The sequence below is a fragment of the Winogradskyella sp. 266wxhm genome (genome assembly GCF_058964685.1).
The window spans coordinates 388711-402370 of sequence record NZ_CM179559.1 but is presented as its reverse complement, the minus strand read 5'-3'; the positions used below and the strand labels follow the sequence as shown (position 1 = coordinate 402370).

Sequence of the window (13660 nt, the reverse complement as noted above, 5' to 3'; positions counted from 1 at the left end):
AAAAGAGCCACTTTTAAGTGGCTCTTTTTTTATTCAATATACATGTCTTGTTCTAGTGGTTTCAATTTCGATTTTATAAGTCGTAAAGAACTAATAGTTTCAATAGATTGATTTAAAGGCCTTCCGTTTAAAGTTATATCTTGTATAGCTGCTGCTAAAAGAGGTTCGTTAACATCACCCAAAATTCCAAGATTACTTGGAGATTCAGTAATTTCTACATCAGGAACTATTCCAGTACTAGGAACAATTTCTTCATTTACATTGCTTGTAAAGTAAATTAAGGGCTGTAAAGCATACGTGTGGTTTGGATTAATGTTGTCCGTACCAAATAAACTTGGAGAGTCAAAAACTGTGTTTGAAGCTTGAGATTTTCCAACCGTATTTTCACCAATTACTACAACATCAATATATGCTTCTAGGCTGTTTATAATCATTTCACTTGCTGAAGCTGTTCTTCTATTGGTAGTTAACACGTAGAGCTTGGATAGGTTTAAGCTATTTATAGAGCCTCCTCCTTGAATTGAGTTAGTAAATAAGTAATTTGTATCATTATTACTTAGGTTTTCATTGAACAGTAGTTTAGAAAAAATACTTCCATTAAACTGTCCTGTAATCATACTGCCAAGATATGCAGCTGTTTGTACAGAACCACCGCCATTATATCTTAAGTCTAAAACTAATTCTGTTACTCCAGCAGCTTGTAACTGTCCAAAAGCATCATTTAATTCATCTTCATAATTGCTAGTGAATCTATTATATAGTAAATAACCAATTGAAGTTCCGTCTACTGTTAAAGTTTCTACAGTGTGGACAGGGTTTTCAGTATACTGGACTTTAGTAAGATCAGCACTTTCGCCATTTAAGGTTATAGTATCATCAGACGTGTCTTCAGTTCCGTTATTATCATAATCAGCAAAATTCAATGTATATGAGGTCGAATTCAATAGGCTAGCATAATTCGTTTCATTTAAGGTTTCACCATTTACCACCCTAAAAATTTGTCCGCGTTGTAAACCTAAATTTGAGGCAGCACTATTGTTCAATACTAAAGTTATAACACCAAAAACTTCAAAGTCGCTTCCAGGCACATAGTATAGATTAAATTCTAATCCATTACTTAATGATGTGCCTTGTAATTGATTTTGTAAATCATAATAGTTACTATAAATGCGACTAAATTTATCTACGTTTTGTGGATCATATTTTAAATCTTCAAATAAAACTTCAGGTGTTTCATAGGTAGCTAAATAATCACTGTACTCTTCGTTGGAAGAAAATCTATCGTTAGCCAAATCAGGAATGTCAGACTTATATAGATACACAGCATTCATAGCTTTCCATACAAAATCCTTTACATCTGTACTAGAGTAGGTAATATTATCATCCATATCATCAAAACAGCTCGATAAGGATAGTAATACAACTCCCGCAAATAATAGGTTAATATACTTTTTCATAGTTTCAATTTTTTCTTTAGTAGCAAAATTTTACACATAGTTGTAAAACTCTAAATTTACTTACATTATTATAAATAAAAAAACTTTGTAACAAAATGTAATGTGGTTCGTCGTAATTATGAAAGCAAGTAAAAAAGCTTTTAACCACCAATCAAAAAGTAATGAAGCAGACAGATTTTGTAAGCTTAGTAATGCCATTTAAGGATAAAGTATTTCGTTTAGCCAAACGATTATTGGTTTCTCGTGAAGAAGCTGAAGACGCTACACAAGAAATACTTTTGAAATTATGGAATAACAAACAGAAAATTGGCGACTATAAAAATGTGGAAGCCTTTTCTATGACAATGACAAAGAATTTCTGTTTAGATAGACTGAAGTCTAAACAAGCGCAGAATCTTAAAATTGTTCATAGTAATTATACAGACAACAGTTCGTCATTACAAAAGCAAGTAGAAGCAAAGGATAGTGTGGATTGGGTATCAAAAATTATGGACGATTTACCCGAACAACAAAAAATAATAGTGCAGCTAAGAGATATTGAAGAATACGATTTTACAGAGATAGCTAAAATGTTAGATATGAATGAAACCGCAATACGTGTCAATTTATCAAGAGCAAGAAAAACAATAAGAGAAAAATTAACTAATACGCATCAATATGGTATTAAATAATATAGAAAAATTAATAGAAAAGTATAACAATGCAGAGACATCGTTAGCCGAAGAAAAGCAGTTAAAGGCTTATTTTAATAGTGATGATGTAGCACCGCATTTAGAGCAATACAAGCCTTTGTTTCAATACTTTTCATTGTCTCAACAAGAGCAGTTTACCAAAGACGTTCCATTAAACACTAAGAAAAAAACAAGATTATATCAGTGGATTTCTGTCGCAGCTGTAGCCGTTCTTATGTTAGGCATAATTGTTCCCAAAATTCTTGGTCCTTCTGATGAAGAATTAAAACAGCGAGAACTAGCCATGGAAACCTATAATAGAACTATGGAAGCTTTGAGTCTAGTTTCATTAGGAATGAATGAGGGCAAGGAACAATTAACCAATTTAGCCTTAGTTGGAGAGAACATTAATGAAGGTGCTCAGCAAGCAAGTAGGCTAAGTGAATTTAATCAAGTAACAAACAGAATTTTAAAAAACAAGTAAACAAATTTAAAGATTAGAAATTATGAAAAAAGTAGTAATTATAGCAGCACTTTTACTAGCACCATTAGCAACGTTTGCTCAAGGTGTATTTGATAAGTTTGAAGATATCGAAGGTGTGTCATCATTTGTCATCAATCAAAAAATGTTCAGAATGTTAGCCAGTATAGATATTGATTTAGATGATAAAGAAGATCAAGAATTCTTAGAAATGGCTAAAAAAATAACAGGTCTTAAAGTATTTACAACTGGTGATGAAAAAGTATCTTCTGATATGAAGTCTACAGTAACCAATTACCTTAAATCAGCAAACTTAGAAGAGTTAATGCGTTTTAAAGATGGTGAGCAAACCGTGAAGTTTTATGTTAGAGAAGGTAAGGACGAAAACCATGTAAAAGAATTATTAATGTTTATCACAGGTTTAAAAGAATTAACCGAAGGACAAAACATTGAAATCAACGGAAAGAAAAGAGAGTTTGAAACACTTATATTATCTCTAACAGGCGATATCGATCTAAGACAGATTTCTAAAATCACTAATAAAATGGACGTTCCAGGTGGTGATAATCTGAAAAAAGCAGGTGAAAAGAAAAGTAAATAAACCTATGATACAATCAATCAAAAAATCAATGGTTATGTTGCTTTTGGTTACAGTTTTTCTAAGCTGTAACCAAGGGCCAACATTGCAAACCTATTATGTAGATAATGAATTAAAACCAGGTTTTATTTCTGGTGATGTACCTGCAAGTTTTATAAACTTAGAAGGTGTCGATCTTACTGAAGACCAAAGAGAAGCTTATGAGTCGGTAGATAAATTAAATATTTTAGCTTTTAAGGCTGACGATAAAAATACCGAAGAATACAAAACTGAATTAGGAAAAGTTAAAACGATTCTTAAAGATGAGAAGTACGAAGAACTGATGAGAGGTTCTACTTCAGATGGTAAGTTTTCTATAAAATTTATTGGTGATTCCGAAGCGAGTATAGACGAATTAATACTTTTCGGTAGTTCTAGCGATCAAGGCTTTATTGTAGTGAGAGTTTTGGGTGATGATATGAATGCAGGTAAGCTTATGAAACTATCTGATGTTTTACAAAAAGCAGATATAGATAACGAGCAGTTAAATAGCTTTAAAGATTTTTTTAAATAATAAACTGACAGTATTATTTAAATGTTAATGAGAATCGTCTTGAAGGTCATCTTCAAGGCGATTTTCTTTTTCCTCGTTTTTTAAAGCGTAAGTTATAGCAACACTTATTAAAGCTGCAAACCCTAAAAACAATAAAATCTTCACAAGAAAATTGTTTAAGGCATCAAACATTCCAGCAACAAAAAAAGTAACAGGAATTATAAATACAAAAATTCTTGCGATATCATTTTTGTTCGCGGGTAATAGTTTCATATACCAGTATAGTTACTTGGAGATATCGCTTTTAGTTCGGTTTTTATTGCATCTGAAACCTCTAAAGTATCAATAAAATTTGATATGGAGCTTTTAGTAATCGCTTCGTTAGTTCTTGTAAGACCTTTTAAAGCTTCATAAGGATTCGGGTAATTTTCTCGTCTTAAGATAGTTTGAATAGCTTCTGCCACAACAGCCCAGTTATTCTCTAAGTCTTCAGCAAATTTAGCTTCATTAAGTAATAACTTGCCTAAACCTTTCAAGGTAGATTTAAAAGCAATAATAGTATGTCCAAAAGGTACACCAACGTTTCTTAAAACTGTACTGTCTGTAAGGTCACGTTGTAGTCTTGATATAGGTAATTTTGCAGACAAATGTTCTAAAATTGCATTAGCAATCCCAAGATTACCTTCACTGTTTTCAAAATCAATAGGATTTACTTTGTGTGGCATAGCAGAACTTCCAACTTCCCCTTTTTTAATCTTTTGCTTAAAGTAATCCATAGAAACGTATGTCCAAATATCACGATCTAAATCTATGATAATGGTATTAATACGTTTTAAAGCATCAAACAACGCAGCCATATGGTCGTAATGCTCTATTTGTGTTGTTGGAAATGAATGTTGTAAACCTAATTTTTCTTGAACGAATTTTGTTCCAAAGTCTTTCCAGTCAATATTAGGATAAGCCACTTTATGAGCATTATAATTTCCTGTTGCACCACCAAATTTTGCAGCACTTGGGATGTCATTCAATAAATTGAACTGTTCTTTCAGTCTCACCACAAAAACTTCAATTTCTTTACCCAAACGTGTAGGAGATGCTGGCTGTCCATGAGTTCTGGCTAGCATAGGTACATTTTCCCACTCTTTAGCTAAACTTTCAATTTTTTCTAATACCGAAAGATATTCAGGAACATAAACATCATTCATAGCGTCCTTAATACTCAAAGGAATTGCTGTGTTGTTAATATCCTGAGACGTCAATCCGAAATGGATAAACTCTTTGTAATCCGATAACCCAAGTTTGTCAAACTGTTCTTTTATAAAATATTCAACAGCTTTAACATCATGATTGGTAACTTTTTCAATGTCTTTTATAGCAGAAGCATCGTTAGTTGTAAAGTTCTCGTAGATGTCTCTTAAATCAGGAAAAACGGAATGCGGAACAGACTCTAGCTGTGGTAATGGCAATTCGCACAAAGCAATGAAATATTCAATTTCAACTAAAACACGATATTTTATCAATGCTTTTTCTGAAAAGTAATTTCCTAAAGCTTCAACTTTAGATCTATATCTACCATCAATTGGTGAAATGGCGCTAAGTACTGAGTATTGCATTTGCTATAAAATTTTGAAGCCCCAAAGATAGGGAAGTAAGTTGTAAGTAAGAAGTCTAGGGCATGAAGTTTTTTAGCTTTTTGAGCAATACTTGAAGCTTCTAACTTCGCGCTTCTAACTTTTTTATCTTCTTCAAAATATGTCGAGCTCTAGCCTTAAAAGCAGCACTTTGTATATGAAAATCTCGTTCTAAAATTATAACAAGTTCAGGATGTACCCAATCGAATTCGTTACCTAACAAAAACAGCGTATTCATAGAATAAGCTTTAGGAGCCACTTTTTCATCATTAATCATCCAATCGAAACAAGCTTCAATAATTTTTTCTTTGTGCTGAGTAGTGAGCGCGTTAATGATGTTTTGATTCTTTTCCTTGTAATGAGCTATAGCTAAATATTCACAAACCTTGGCCACGGGTCTTACTGCAGGATCAAGATGAACTTTGGAAACATTTTCAGTGAAAGTGTCTAAATGTGGAATTACAGCTTCTAAATTCTCACCACACATAAATTCAAAAACCCAAGCAGCTCTACACGAAATGTTATCATCTACGTCAAAGAGGATATCTAACAGATATGAAACCAATTCAGGATGATCCAATACCATTTTAGAATAGAATAGACGTTTTTCACGCGAGTGGTTAACGTAACTTAATTCTTCGTAAAGTTGGTTTTTTGTCAATTTAAAATACTTAACTTTAGACATCTAAATTAATCAAAAATGAAGATTCTCAAAAAGCTTTTGCTCTTCCTTCTGGTGATATTTATTATCGCACAATTCTTTGGGCCTGAAAAAAATGAAGGTGATATCGCTTCGGTAAATACCTTTTTAACGGAAACCAATCCACCTGAAGATGTAACGCAAATTCTAAAAAATGCCTGTTTTGATTGTCATAGTGATCACACGCGCTATCCTTGGTACAATAATATTACACCTGTTAATTATTGGTTGGCGGAACATGTAGAAGATGGAAAAAAACATTTTGATGTATCGAAATGGTCAAGCTATTCCGATAAAAAGAAAGATCATAAACTTGAGGAATTAGCAGAAGAGGTGGAGCGAAAAAGTATGCCTTTAGAAAGCTATACTTGGGCACATAGTGATGCTAAGTTATCCCAAGAGCAAATTGATGCTGTGATAAAATGGGTTGAAATGGCACGGATTAAATACGTGTTCATGAAAGAACCACAGTAAATTGACATACCTTTTCTGAATTACCACAGAAAATTCTGGAATTATTGATTTTGTTTTTGGACTTTTACCAGCATGAATAAGCGATTATTAGTCATAGGCTTTGTTTGGCCAGAACCAAAAAGTTCTGCAGCTGGAAGTAGAATGTTACAGTTGTTAGAGCAGTTTCAGAGTCAAGGTTTTGATATCACCTTTGCTTCAACAGCAAAAAAATCAGCAAACACGTTTGATTTATCTACGCTGAATATCGCAACTCAAGCGATAAAATTAAACGATGCATCTTTTGATGACTTCGTAAGCCAATTACAGCCAGATGTTGTACTTTTTGATCGCTTTATGATAGAAGAGCAGTTTGGTTGGCGCGTTGCAGAGCAGTGCCCTGATGCTTTACGGATTTTGGATACCGAAGATTTTCATGGTTTACGAAAAGCTAGGGAATTGGCATTAAAGCAAAATACCGAACTCACAACAGAACTATTACAAAACGATACTACTAAACGCGAAATAGCCAGTATGTATCGTTGCGATTTAAGCCTGATTATTTCCGAAGCTGAAATTGAAATCCTAACCACGCAATTCAAAATTGATATAGCACTTTTGTGCTATGTGCCATTTTTGTTAGAGCCAGTGTCTAAAGCAGCGCAATCGCAATTACCACTTTTTGAAAATCGAGGACATTTTATAACCATTGGTAATTTTTTACATCCACCAAATTACGATGCGGTTTTGTATTTAAAACAGACCATTTGGCCATTGATAAGAAAGCAATTGTCCAAAGCAGAACTTCATATTTATGGTGCTTACGAATCACAAAAGGTCACCCAATTACATAATGAGAAAGAAGGCTTTTTAATCAAAGGGTTTGCTGAAGACGTCAACGCAGTCATGAAAAACGCCAAAGTATGTTTAGCTCCGTTACGTTTTGGCGCAGGACTGAAAGGCAAATTAGTAGATGCCATGCAAAACGGAACACCTTGCGTAATGTCTAGCATTGCGGCAGAAGGTATGTTTAGCTTCAATGCTTGTCAGACTGAGCCTGTCGAAGTCTCACCAGAGGATAACTCAAATAGTATAACAAATGGCTTTATAGAAGACCAAGCAGAAACCTTTACCCAAAAGGCTGTTGAACTTTATACCAATGGTAATCTTTGGAAAACTAAACAAGAACAAGGCTTTAAGATTTTAGAAAACCGTTTTAGTAAAACACATTTCACTCAAGATTTTGCTGAGCGAATAGCAAGCTTACAAAGCAATATAAAATCGCATCGCGAAAACAATTTTATCGGTAACCTATTGCAACACCAAACCATGCAAAGTACTAAGTATATGAGCAAATGGATTGAGGAGAAGAATAGTTGAGATTTAATTTCAACTTTCGTTATCGGTTTGGCTATGATTTGCTGCATGAAAATCCGCAAGGATTCTTTCCGCCTAAGCTGAAAGATTGCAATGGATTATAGCTGTTGTTTGCCACAATTTTTCTATTCAACTTTATTCAGTGTAACCGTAATATTTCATTAAATCATCAGAAATTTCGTCTAACCATTTATGAACAAGCATTACTAAATCCATAAAATCAATTTCCGCATTAGTTATTATTAAATTTCGGTCAAACCCATCCCCTAAATTTATTGAAAATTTTCCGTTCTTATGATTGATATATGAGCTTTGATTAACGGTGTCAGATGAAGAATATTTACCAATTTCAGATTTTTTCAAATAAGAATCTTTTAGTTCAAATGGATTATCTAATATATATTTTAGCTTATGTCTTATAGCTTCTGGTGTTTTACATTTTAAGTAAAGTTCTCTTCTATAATCTCTTATATCATTTGACAAAACCTTAGAGAAATCTATAGGTTTTTCATGAAAATTTAATATTAAATCAAAATTAAAATTACTATTAATAAAAAAAGTATAACTGCATAATTTTTCAGAAAAACCATAAAAATAATGATAATAAAAAATGAAATCACTATTGTCGAATTTATTTTGGATTTCTTTATATGTCATGGTTGTGTATAATAGTGCTAACTTTTGGGGTATGAATCCGTATTATTGATTTTATATCTACAGTTAACGAAGTTCGCCTAAATTTCCTAAAAAATCAAGTTTATGTTAAAACACTTGCTTAAAATCAAAATGTAAAATATATTTGTCATATAGTAAAAATAATTTTACTAATTATAAAATATACTTGTCATGAATTTAAAACGTATTCAAGATTGCGAACGTAGTAGAATAGAACGTTGGTCGCAGTTTCAGTTAGCTCATCCTTGGAAAACCAGGGCTATTATTTTTTGTGTAGCCGTCATTATAGCATTAATAGCCTTAAAGTTTACGGATACCGATTACCAATGGGTTAAGTTTGGTTTAAGACGCGCTTTATTGGTTGGTCTATTGGCTGTTTCTCTATCCAAAGAAAAAATAGAGGATGAGATGATTGTGTCACTTCGAGCAAAGTCCTTCACCTTAGCTTTTGTACTTGCTGTTTTATATGCTTTGGTGCAACCTGCGGTAAATGTTCTTGTCTTTAATGTATTAGGAAAAGAACATCTTAATGACACATTCACTTATTTTCAGGTATTGTCATTTATGCTTTTAATCCAGATTCTATTTTTTGAAGTTCTAAAACGCAGCAGATAATGGAAAACACAATAAAAGTAGAACGCGCCATTTTGAGTTTAACACAAGGCGATTTGGCAGAGAAAATAGGAGTATCGCGCCAAACTATAAACTCTATTGAAGCCAATAGATATGTGCCTTCAACTGTTTTAGCTTTAAAACTATCTGAAGTATTTGGTAAACCGGTTAATGAATTTTTTAAACTGAGTCCAGAGGATTAGTCACAGTTTATTCTGCGGTTTCAAGTTTATAAAGTCCTGAAGCATGTGGTTTCAAATTTTGGCTAAATGTATTATTAAAAACACCTAGCTTTTCACCAGTCCAAAGATTTGTTATAGTAATATTACCATTAAGATTTAGTCCTGATAAGTTCACTTCAACATCTAAAGTATCTTCATCAGAAATATTGAACAAGGCCAAATACGTATCACCAGAATCTTTATGTTTTGAAGTGATTGCAATACTATTTTCCTTATAGAACAAAGGTTGGGTATCTATACTTTCAGCATGCATTTTTAGAACGTCTTTATTGGTAAGTAGAGACAGCGTAAATTCGTCATTACTTGGTAAATCTCCACCAAAAAATAATGGAGATCTAAATATGCTAAATAATGTCATCAGTGTGTATTGCTCGTCATTGGTCAGTTTAGACATGCGATCATCGCCACGCTCACCACGAATGGATAGTCGTCCTAGCGGAATCATATCACAGTCTGGCCATGTACCACCTCCAATGTAAGGATACCAAGCTTTGCTAACGTCAAATAAATGATCTAAGTGATCCCAACTATCCCAAACATCGTTAACCATTCGCCACATATTTGCATGTTCACTAACATGTTCAGCAGCATCAAACGGAGTAGCGCCTGGTGACGTACTTAATACAATCGCTCTACCTGAGTTATCAATGGCATTTCGTATAAGTTCAACTTCTTTTTCGTGATAAATAGGTGCAGAGAGGTCATCGATTTTGATAAAATCAACTCCCCATTCTGCGTATAATTCAAAAATAGAATTATAGTATTCTTGTGCTCCTGGCTTATCAGCAACTATGGTATAATTATCTTTAAGCCATTTACACTGATTTTCGGTAGTATAGATTTGGTCAGCCGTAATGCCATCAGTTCCTTTAATAGGAAGTTTATTTTCTACAGCTTCTTTCGGAATACCACGCATAATATGAATGCCGAATTTTAAACCCTTATTGTGAATGTAGTCTGCTAAGGCCTTAAAGCCATCTTCTTTTGTAGCTGACGGAAATCTGTTTTGGGCAGGTAAATAACGACCATACTCGTCCATAACGTAAATAGGATCTTTCTGGTTATAGCCATGGCGCTTTGTGTTTTCTACAAACCATCTGATATCCACAACGACATATTCCCAACCAAAATCTTTCAAATGCTCTGCCATGTAATCGGCATTCGCTTTAACTTCATCTTCTCTTACTGTAGGACCGTAGCAATCCCAACTGTTCCAGCCCATAGGTGGAGTCATTGCCCAAGTTTTAAAGTCTTTTGTATCTGTTTTAGCTTCATTTTGAACACTAACTTCAGAGACTTTTTTTTCAGTGTTTTGCTTACAGTTTACAACTAGAAAGGAAATCAGTATAAGAGATAAATGTTTGAAGAGTTTCATAATGGCTTGGATAAAAATATTTGATAAGTTTTATAAGTGTAAAAATCACACTAATGTAAATTTTTATTAGTTTATTTCAAAATAATAATGCTTAATAAGCTGTTTTTAAGATTATTTGTGATGACATTTTTTTGGTTTTCCGATGTTATAGTGAATTAAAAATTTAAGCTATTATGAAAACCAAATTCCAAAATTTTATTGCTCTTTTACTTATTCTAGGCATTGTGTCTTGTTCGTCAGATGATGATGCTTCTCCATCCGAAACAACACCAGCTGGTAATTGGATGCTCACATCTTTAAGTATTGAAACTGCTTTCGATTTCAATAATGATGGTACAGCATCTAGAAATTTATTTGAAGAAACCCCTTGCTACAATGGTGATTTTGTAACCTTAAATGCTGATGGAACTGCAAGAGTGGTTACGTCATTAACTTATATTTATGCCGATGTGGTTAGTGCTACGGACTACAGCTATAATTACGAATGTCAAGATGGTTATGATGTAGATACGGTTTGGGACCAAAAAAATGATATGGTAATTGTGCATTATGGTGCCACTAACTTACAAGGCACTATTCCCGGAAATACCATGACTGTTGTTATTCCAGATTTTTTTAATATTGAAATGTATAATGGTACAAACTACTACGATGTACAAGAGGATGTCACTCTAATATATACTAAAGGATAAACTAACCAACCAATTATTTTGAGAGAAACCATAAAGCATTTTCGTTTTATGGTTTTCGCTTTTTAAAAGATTAGACGTGTAATTTTATCTTTCAAAATAATATTGATACATTTGCATTTGTCTATATATTTTGAATAATGGATTTAAAACAAGTTGAAAAAATATCTAAAGCATTGAGTGACATTAACCGTTTAAAAATTTTGCAATACATGCAAAAGAATAAGGGAAAATTAGAATGTACTCATGCTTGTAATTTATTGTCTTTAGCACAGCCATCCGTGAGTCATCATATAAAAAAGTTGGTTGAAGCTGAGCTTATTAGTCAATATAAAATAGGCAGAAATTTCCATTATTCACTAAATAATGAAACTTGGGATACTTACCAAGTGGCACTAAAAAGCCTTTAATTTTTTAATTAAAACATCGAAACTTTTAAATATATAAATAAGTTTATTTATGTCGAAAAAACACATCGCTTATTCAATTTTAGATCTTGCTATAGTTTCTAAAGGTCAGTCTTTAAGCGATACATTTAAGCATTCTTTAGCTTTGGCACAAGCTGCCGATAAGCTCAATTATAAGCGCTATTGGTTGGCAGAACATCATAATACAGATGCCATTGGTAGTAGTGCGACTTCAATTTTAATCGGGAAATTAGCCGAAGGAACAGAGCGCATCAGAGTTGGTTCTGGTGGTGTTATGTTGCCTAATCATTCTCCTTTAATTGTAGCAGAACAATTCGGGACTTTAGGAATTCTTTATCCAAACCGTATCGATTTAGGTTTGGGTAGAGCACCAGGAACCGATAGAGAGACAGCTCAAGCCATACGTTCAGATTTTTATCAAGCGGCACAATCTTTCCCTTCGGAAATTGAAAAAATTCAAGGTTATTTTTCGGATTCTAATTACACTAAAAGAGTCCGAGCCAATGTAGCTGAAGGAGTAGATGTGCCACTTTACATTTTAGGCTCGAGTACAGATAGTGCACATCTTGCAGCAAGAAAAGGTTTGCCATATGCTTTTGCTAGTCATTTTGCAACCACACATTTGTACAATGCTCTAAATATTTACCGTAACGAATTTCAACCTTCTGAAATTTTACACCAGCCATACACTATGGCTGGTGTAAATATTATTGTAGCAGATACGGACGAAGAAGCTGAGCGTATTTCTACGTCCTTATACAGAATGATTATTGGATTGCTTACTGGAAAGCGCGATTATATGCAAGAACCAATAGAAATGACAGACGATTTGCGAGAAGTTTCTAATCATCCTTCGGTGCAGCAAATGCTGAAATATTCTTTTATTGGAAGTAAGGCAACTGTAAAAAGTAAGGTCGAAAGCTTTTTGGAAAACACAGGTGTTGATGAACTGATAGCAGTGACCAATATTTATGATGGTGAGGATAGAATAAAATCTTATCGTCTTTTCGCTGAAATCATGGAAGAGCTAAATGCTGAGGTTGCCCAAGTGTAAGTTATAGAGAAGCTATAAAATCTTTGATACCTTCTGTGGCAGATTTAGCAATAACCGTTACTTTACCATCATTATTTAGGGCAGGTTTCGGGTCAATGTAATACATCGGAATATTCTCTGGAACATAATGCATTAAACTAGCTGCTGGATAGACTTGCATACTCGTACCGATGATGACCAATATATCAGCCGTGTAGCAAATGTCCACGGCTTTTTCTATCATAGGCACTTCCTCTCCAAACCAAACGATATGTGGTCTTAGTTGGTGACCTTTTTCACAGGTATCTCCAAGGTTAATGTCTTCTGTCCAGAATTTAATATCGTTCGGATTTCCAGTACTTCTAACTTTGTTGAGTTCACCGTGAAGATGTACTACATTAGTACTACCAGCACGCTCGTGTAAATCATCTACATTTTGTGTCACCACAGTAACTTTATAATCGCTTTCTAAGTTGGCAATTGCGATATGCGCACTATTGGGAGTCACGGTTTTAAGTTGTCGACGTCGTTGGTTGTAAAAATCAAGAACCAAAGCAGGATTATTTCTAAAACCTTCTGGTGAGGCTACTTGCATCACATCATGACCTTCCCAAAGGCCATCATGATCTCTAAAGGTTTTTACTCCACTTTCGGCACTCATGCCTGCTCCTGTTAGTACAACGATGTGTTTGCTCATGGATTAAAAATA

General features: G+C 33.7%; 18 protein-coding genes. 11 read left to right on the top strand and 7 right to left on the bottom strand.

Going from position 1 to position 13660, the window contains the following annotated elements; genetic code table 11:
• Window positions 1-29: 29 nt before the first annotated feature.
• Window positions 30-1457 carry a GFO_1087 family putative carboxy terminal peptidase gene (locus AC2H4K_RS01975; RefSeq protein WP_281141183.1) on the bottom strand — a complete coding sequence of 476 codons (1428 nt, stop codon included), beginning with the start codon at window positions 1455-1457 and terminating at the stop codon, window positions 30-32.
• A gap of 161 nt (window positions 1458-1618) precedes the next feature.
• On the opposite strand from AC2H4K_RS01975, the gene AC2H4K_RS01970 reads away from it, so the two are divergent.
• From AC2H4K_RS01970 to AC2H4K_RS01955, 4 genes are read left to right on the top strand one after another with little or no spacing between them, the layout of a single operon-like run.
• Complete coding sequence (locus AC2H4K_RS01970) at window positions 1619-2128, top strand: GFO_1088 family ECF-type sigma factor (protein ID WP_281141184.1); 510 nt, start codon at window positions 1619-1621, stop codon at window positions 2126-2128.
• Entirely contained in the window at window positions 2115-2612 is a 498-nt protein-coding gene (locus AC2H4K_RS01965) for a PG0215 family putative anti-sigma factor (protein WP_281141185.1), read from the top strand. The genes AC2H4K_RS01970 and AC2H4K_RS01965 overlap by 14 nt, the downstream gene beginning before the upstream one ends.
• Window positions 2613-2634: 22 nt before the next feature.
• Window positions 2635-3210, top strand: a complete 576-nt coding sequence (locus AC2H4K_RS01960) for a GFO_1090 family protein (RefSeq protein ID WP_281141186.1) — start codon at window positions 2635-2637, stop codon at window positions 3208-3210.
• A gap of 4 nt (window positions 3211-3214) precedes the next feature.
• Window positions 3215-3760 (top strand): GFO_1091 family lipoprotein, encoded by a 546-nt coding sequence (locus tag AC2H4K_RS01955; RefSeq protein ID WP_281141187.1) that lies wholly within the window; start codon window positions 3215-3217, stop codon window positions 3758-3760.
• A gap of 24 nt (window positions 3761-3784) precedes the next feature.
• Here AC2H4K_RS01955 and AC2H4K_RS01950 read toward each other — a convergent pair whose 3' ends face one another.
• The 3 genes from AC2H4K_RS01950 to AC2H4K_RS01940 form a co-directional block, all read right to left on the bottom strand.
• Window positions 3785-4012 carry a hypothetical protein gene (locus AC2H4K_RS01950; RefSeq protein WP_281141188.1) on the bottom strand — a complete coding sequence of 76 codons (228 nt, stop codon included), beginning with the start codon at window positions 4010-4012 and terminating at the stop codon, window positions 3785-3787.
• Window positions 4009-5352: an adenylosuccinate lyase gene (purB, locus tag AC2H4K_RS01945; protein WP_281141189.1), complete on the bottom strand. Its 1344-nt coding sequence runs from the start codon at window positions 5350-5352 to the stop codon at window positions 4009-4011. The genes AC2H4K_RS01950 and purB overlap by 4 nt, the downstream gene beginning before the upstream one ends.
• Before the next feature lie 100 nt (window positions 5353-5452).
• Window positions 5453-6055 carry a HEAT-like fold family protein gene (locus tag AC2H4K_RS01940; protein WP_348634911.1) on the bottom strand — a complete coding sequence of 201 codons (603 nt, stop codon included), beginning with the start codon at window positions 6053-6055 and terminating at the stop codon, window positions 5453-5455.
• A 15-nt stretch (window positions 6056-6070) separates the two neighbouring features.
• On the opposite strand from AC2H4K_RS01940, the gene AC2H4K_RS01935 reads away from it, so the two are divergent.
• The gene (locus tag AC2H4K_RS01935) at window positions 6071-6544 is read left to right on the top strand and encodes a heme-binding domain-containing protein (protein WP_281141190.1); all 474 of its coding nucleotides are present in this window, start codon (window positions 6071-6073) and stop codon (window positions 6542-6544) included.
• Between the two features lie 72 nt (window positions 6545-6616).
• Window positions 6617-7900, top strand: coding sequence for a glycosyltransferase (locus tag AC2H4K_RS01930; protein ID WP_281141191.1), 1284 nt, complete (start codon window positions 6617-6619; stop codon window positions 7898-7900).
• A gap of 132 nt (window positions 7901-8032) precedes the next feature.
• Here the strand turns inward: AC2H4K_RS01930 and AC2H4K_RS01925 are convergent, their stop codons facing one another.
• Window positions 8033-8554 carry a hypothetical protein gene (locus tag AC2H4K_RS01925; protein ID WP_281141192.1) on the bottom strand — a complete coding sequence of 174 codons (522 nt, stop codon included), beginning with the start codon at window positions 8552-8554 and terminating at the stop codon, window positions 8033-8035.
• A gap of 189 nt (window positions 8555-8743) precedes the next feature.
• Here AC2H4K_RS01925 and AC2H4K_RS01920 point away from each other — a divergent pair, with 189 nt between their 5' ends.
• Entirely contained in the window at window positions 8744-9187 is a 444-nt protein-coding gene (locus AC2H4K_RS01920; RefSeq protein WP_281141193.1) for a hypothetical protein, read from the top strand.
• Window positions 9187-9387 carry a helix-turn-helix transcriptional regulator gene (locus AC2H4K_RS01915; RefSeq protein ID WP_281141194.1) on the top strand — a complete coding sequence of 67 codons (201 nt, stop codon included), beginning with the start codon at window positions 9187-9189 and terminating at the stop codon, window positions 9385-9387. The genes AC2H4K_RS01920 and AC2H4K_RS01915 overlap by 1 nt, the downstream gene beginning before the upstream one ends.
• Before the next feature lie 7 nt (window positions 9388-9394).
• Here AC2H4K_RS01915 and AC2H4K_RS01910 read toward each other — a convergent pair whose 3' ends face one another.
• Window positions 9395-10801 carry a glycoside hydrolase family 27 protein gene (locus tag AC2H4K_RS01910; RefSeq protein ID WP_281141195.1) on the bottom strand — a complete coding sequence of 469 codons (1407 nt, stop codon included), beginning with the start codon at window positions 10799-10801 and terminating at the stop codon, window positions 9395-9397.
• A 173-nt stretch (window positions 10802-10974) separates the two neighbouring features.
• On the opposite strand from AC2H4K_RS01910, the gene AC2H4K_RS01905 reads away from it, so the two are divergent.
• The 3 genes from AC2H4K_RS01905 (at window position 10975) to AC2H4K_RS01895 (ending at window position 12972) form a co-directional block, all read left to right on the top strand.
• Window positions 10975-11493, top strand: a complete 519-nt coding sequence (locus AC2H4K_RS01905) for a hypothetical protein (RefSeq protein ID WP_281141196.1) — start codon at window positions 10975-10977, stop codon at window positions 11491-11493.
• Window positions 11494-11630: 137 nt separating this feature from the next.
• Window positions 11631-11900 (top strand): ArsR/SmtB family transcription factor, encoded by a 270-nt coding sequence (locus AC2H4K_RS01900; RefSeq protein WP_281141197.1) that lies wholly within the window; start codon window positions 11631-11633, stop codon window positions 11898-11900.
• A gap of 49 nt (window positions 11901-11949) precedes the next feature.
• Window positions 11950-12972, top strand: a complete 1023-nt coding sequence (locus tag AC2H4K_RS01895) for an LLM class flavin-dependent oxidoreductase (RefSeq protein WP_281141198.1) — start codon at window positions 11950-11952, stop codon at window positions 12970-12972.
• Window position 12973: 1 nt separating this feature from the next.
• Here AC2H4K_RS01895 and AC2H4K_RS01890 read toward each other — a convergent pair whose 3' ends face one another.
• A complete protein-coding gene (locus AC2H4K_RS01890) occupies window positions 12974-13648 on the bottom strand; it encodes an SIR2 family NAD-dependent protein deacylase (protein WP_281141199.1) in 675 nt (224 codons plus the stop codon).
• Between the last annotated feature and the right edge of the window lie 12 nt (window positions 13649-13660).

Excerpts from the sequence above, each read along its gene's own strand:
- AC2H4K_RS01900 (WP_281141197.1), top strand. The coding sequence starts at position 11,631 with ATGGATTTAAAACAAGTTGAAAAAATATCTAAAGCATTGAGTGACATT.
- AC2H4K_RS01905 (WP_281141196.1), top strand. The coding sequence starts at position 10,975 with ATGAAAACCAAATTCCAAAATTTTATTGCTCTTTTACTTATTCTAGGC.
- AC2H4K_RS01925 (WP_281141192.1), bottom strand. The coding sequence starts at position 8,554 with ATGACATATAAAGAAATCCAAAATAAATTCGACAATAGTGATTTCATT.
- AC2H4K_RS01960 (WP_281141186.1), top strand. The coding sequence starts at position 2,635 with ATGAAAAAAGTAGTAATTATAGCAGCACTTTTACTAGCACCATTAGCA.
- AC2H4K_RS01940 (WP_348634911.1), bottom strand. The coding sequence starts at position 6,055 with ATGTCTAAAGTTAAGTATTTTAAATTGACAAAAAACCAACTTTACGAA.
- AC2H4K_RS01895 (WP_281141198.1), top strand. The coding sequence starts at position 11,950 with ATGTCGAAAAAACACATCGCTTATTCAATTTTAGATCTTGCTATAGTT.
- AC2H4K_RS01965 (WP_281141185.1), top strand. The coding sequence starts at position 2,115 with ATGGTATTAAATAATATAGAAAAATTAATAGAAAAGTATAACAATGCA.
- AC2H4K_RS01915 (WP_281141194.1), top strand. The coding sequence starts at position 9,187 with ATGGAAAACACAATAAAAGTAGAACGCGCCATTTTGAGTTTAACACAA.
- AC2H4K_RS01890 (WP_281141199.1), bottom strand. The coding sequence starts at position 13,648 with ATGAGCAAACACATCGTTGTACTAACAGGAGCAGGCATGAGTGCCGAA.
- AC2H4K_RS01970 (WP_281141184.1), top strand. The coding sequence starts at position 1,619 with ATGAAGCAGACAGATTTTGTAAGCTTAGTAATGCCATTTAAGGATAAA.
- AC2H4K_RS01950 (WP_281141188.1), bottom strand. The coding sequence starts at position 4,012 with ATGAAACTATTACCCGCGAACAAAAATGATATCGCAAGAATTTTTGTA.
- AC2H4K_RS01935 (WP_281141190.1), top strand. The coding sequence starts at position 6,071 with ATGAAGATTCTCAAAAAGCTTTTGCTCTTCCTTCTGGTGATATTTATT.
- AC2H4K_RS01920 (WP_281141193.1), top strand. The coding sequence starts at position 8,744 with ATGAATTTAAAACGTATTCAAGATTGCGAACGTAGTAGAATAGAACGT.
- purB (WP_281141189.1), bottom strand. The coding sequence starts at position 5,352 with ATGCAATACTCAGTACTTAGCGCCATTTCACCAATTGATGGTAGATAT.
- AC2H4K_RS01930 (WP_281141191.1), top strand. The coding sequence starts at position 6,617 with ATGAATAAGCGATTATTAGTCATAGGCTTTGTTTGGCCAGAACCAAAA.
- AC2H4K_RS01910 (WP_281141195.1), bottom strand. The coding sequence starts at position 10,801 with ATGAAACTCTTCAAACATTTATCTCTTATACTGATTTCCTTTCTAGTT.
- AC2H4K_RS01975 (WP_281141183.1), bottom strand. The coding sequence starts at position 1,457 with ATGAAAAAGTATATTAACCTATTATTTGCGGGAGTTGTATTACTATCC.
- AC2H4K_RS01955 (WP_281141187.1), top strand. The coding sequence starts at position 3,215 with ATGATACAATCAATCAAAAAATCAATGGTTATGTTGCTTTTGGTTACA.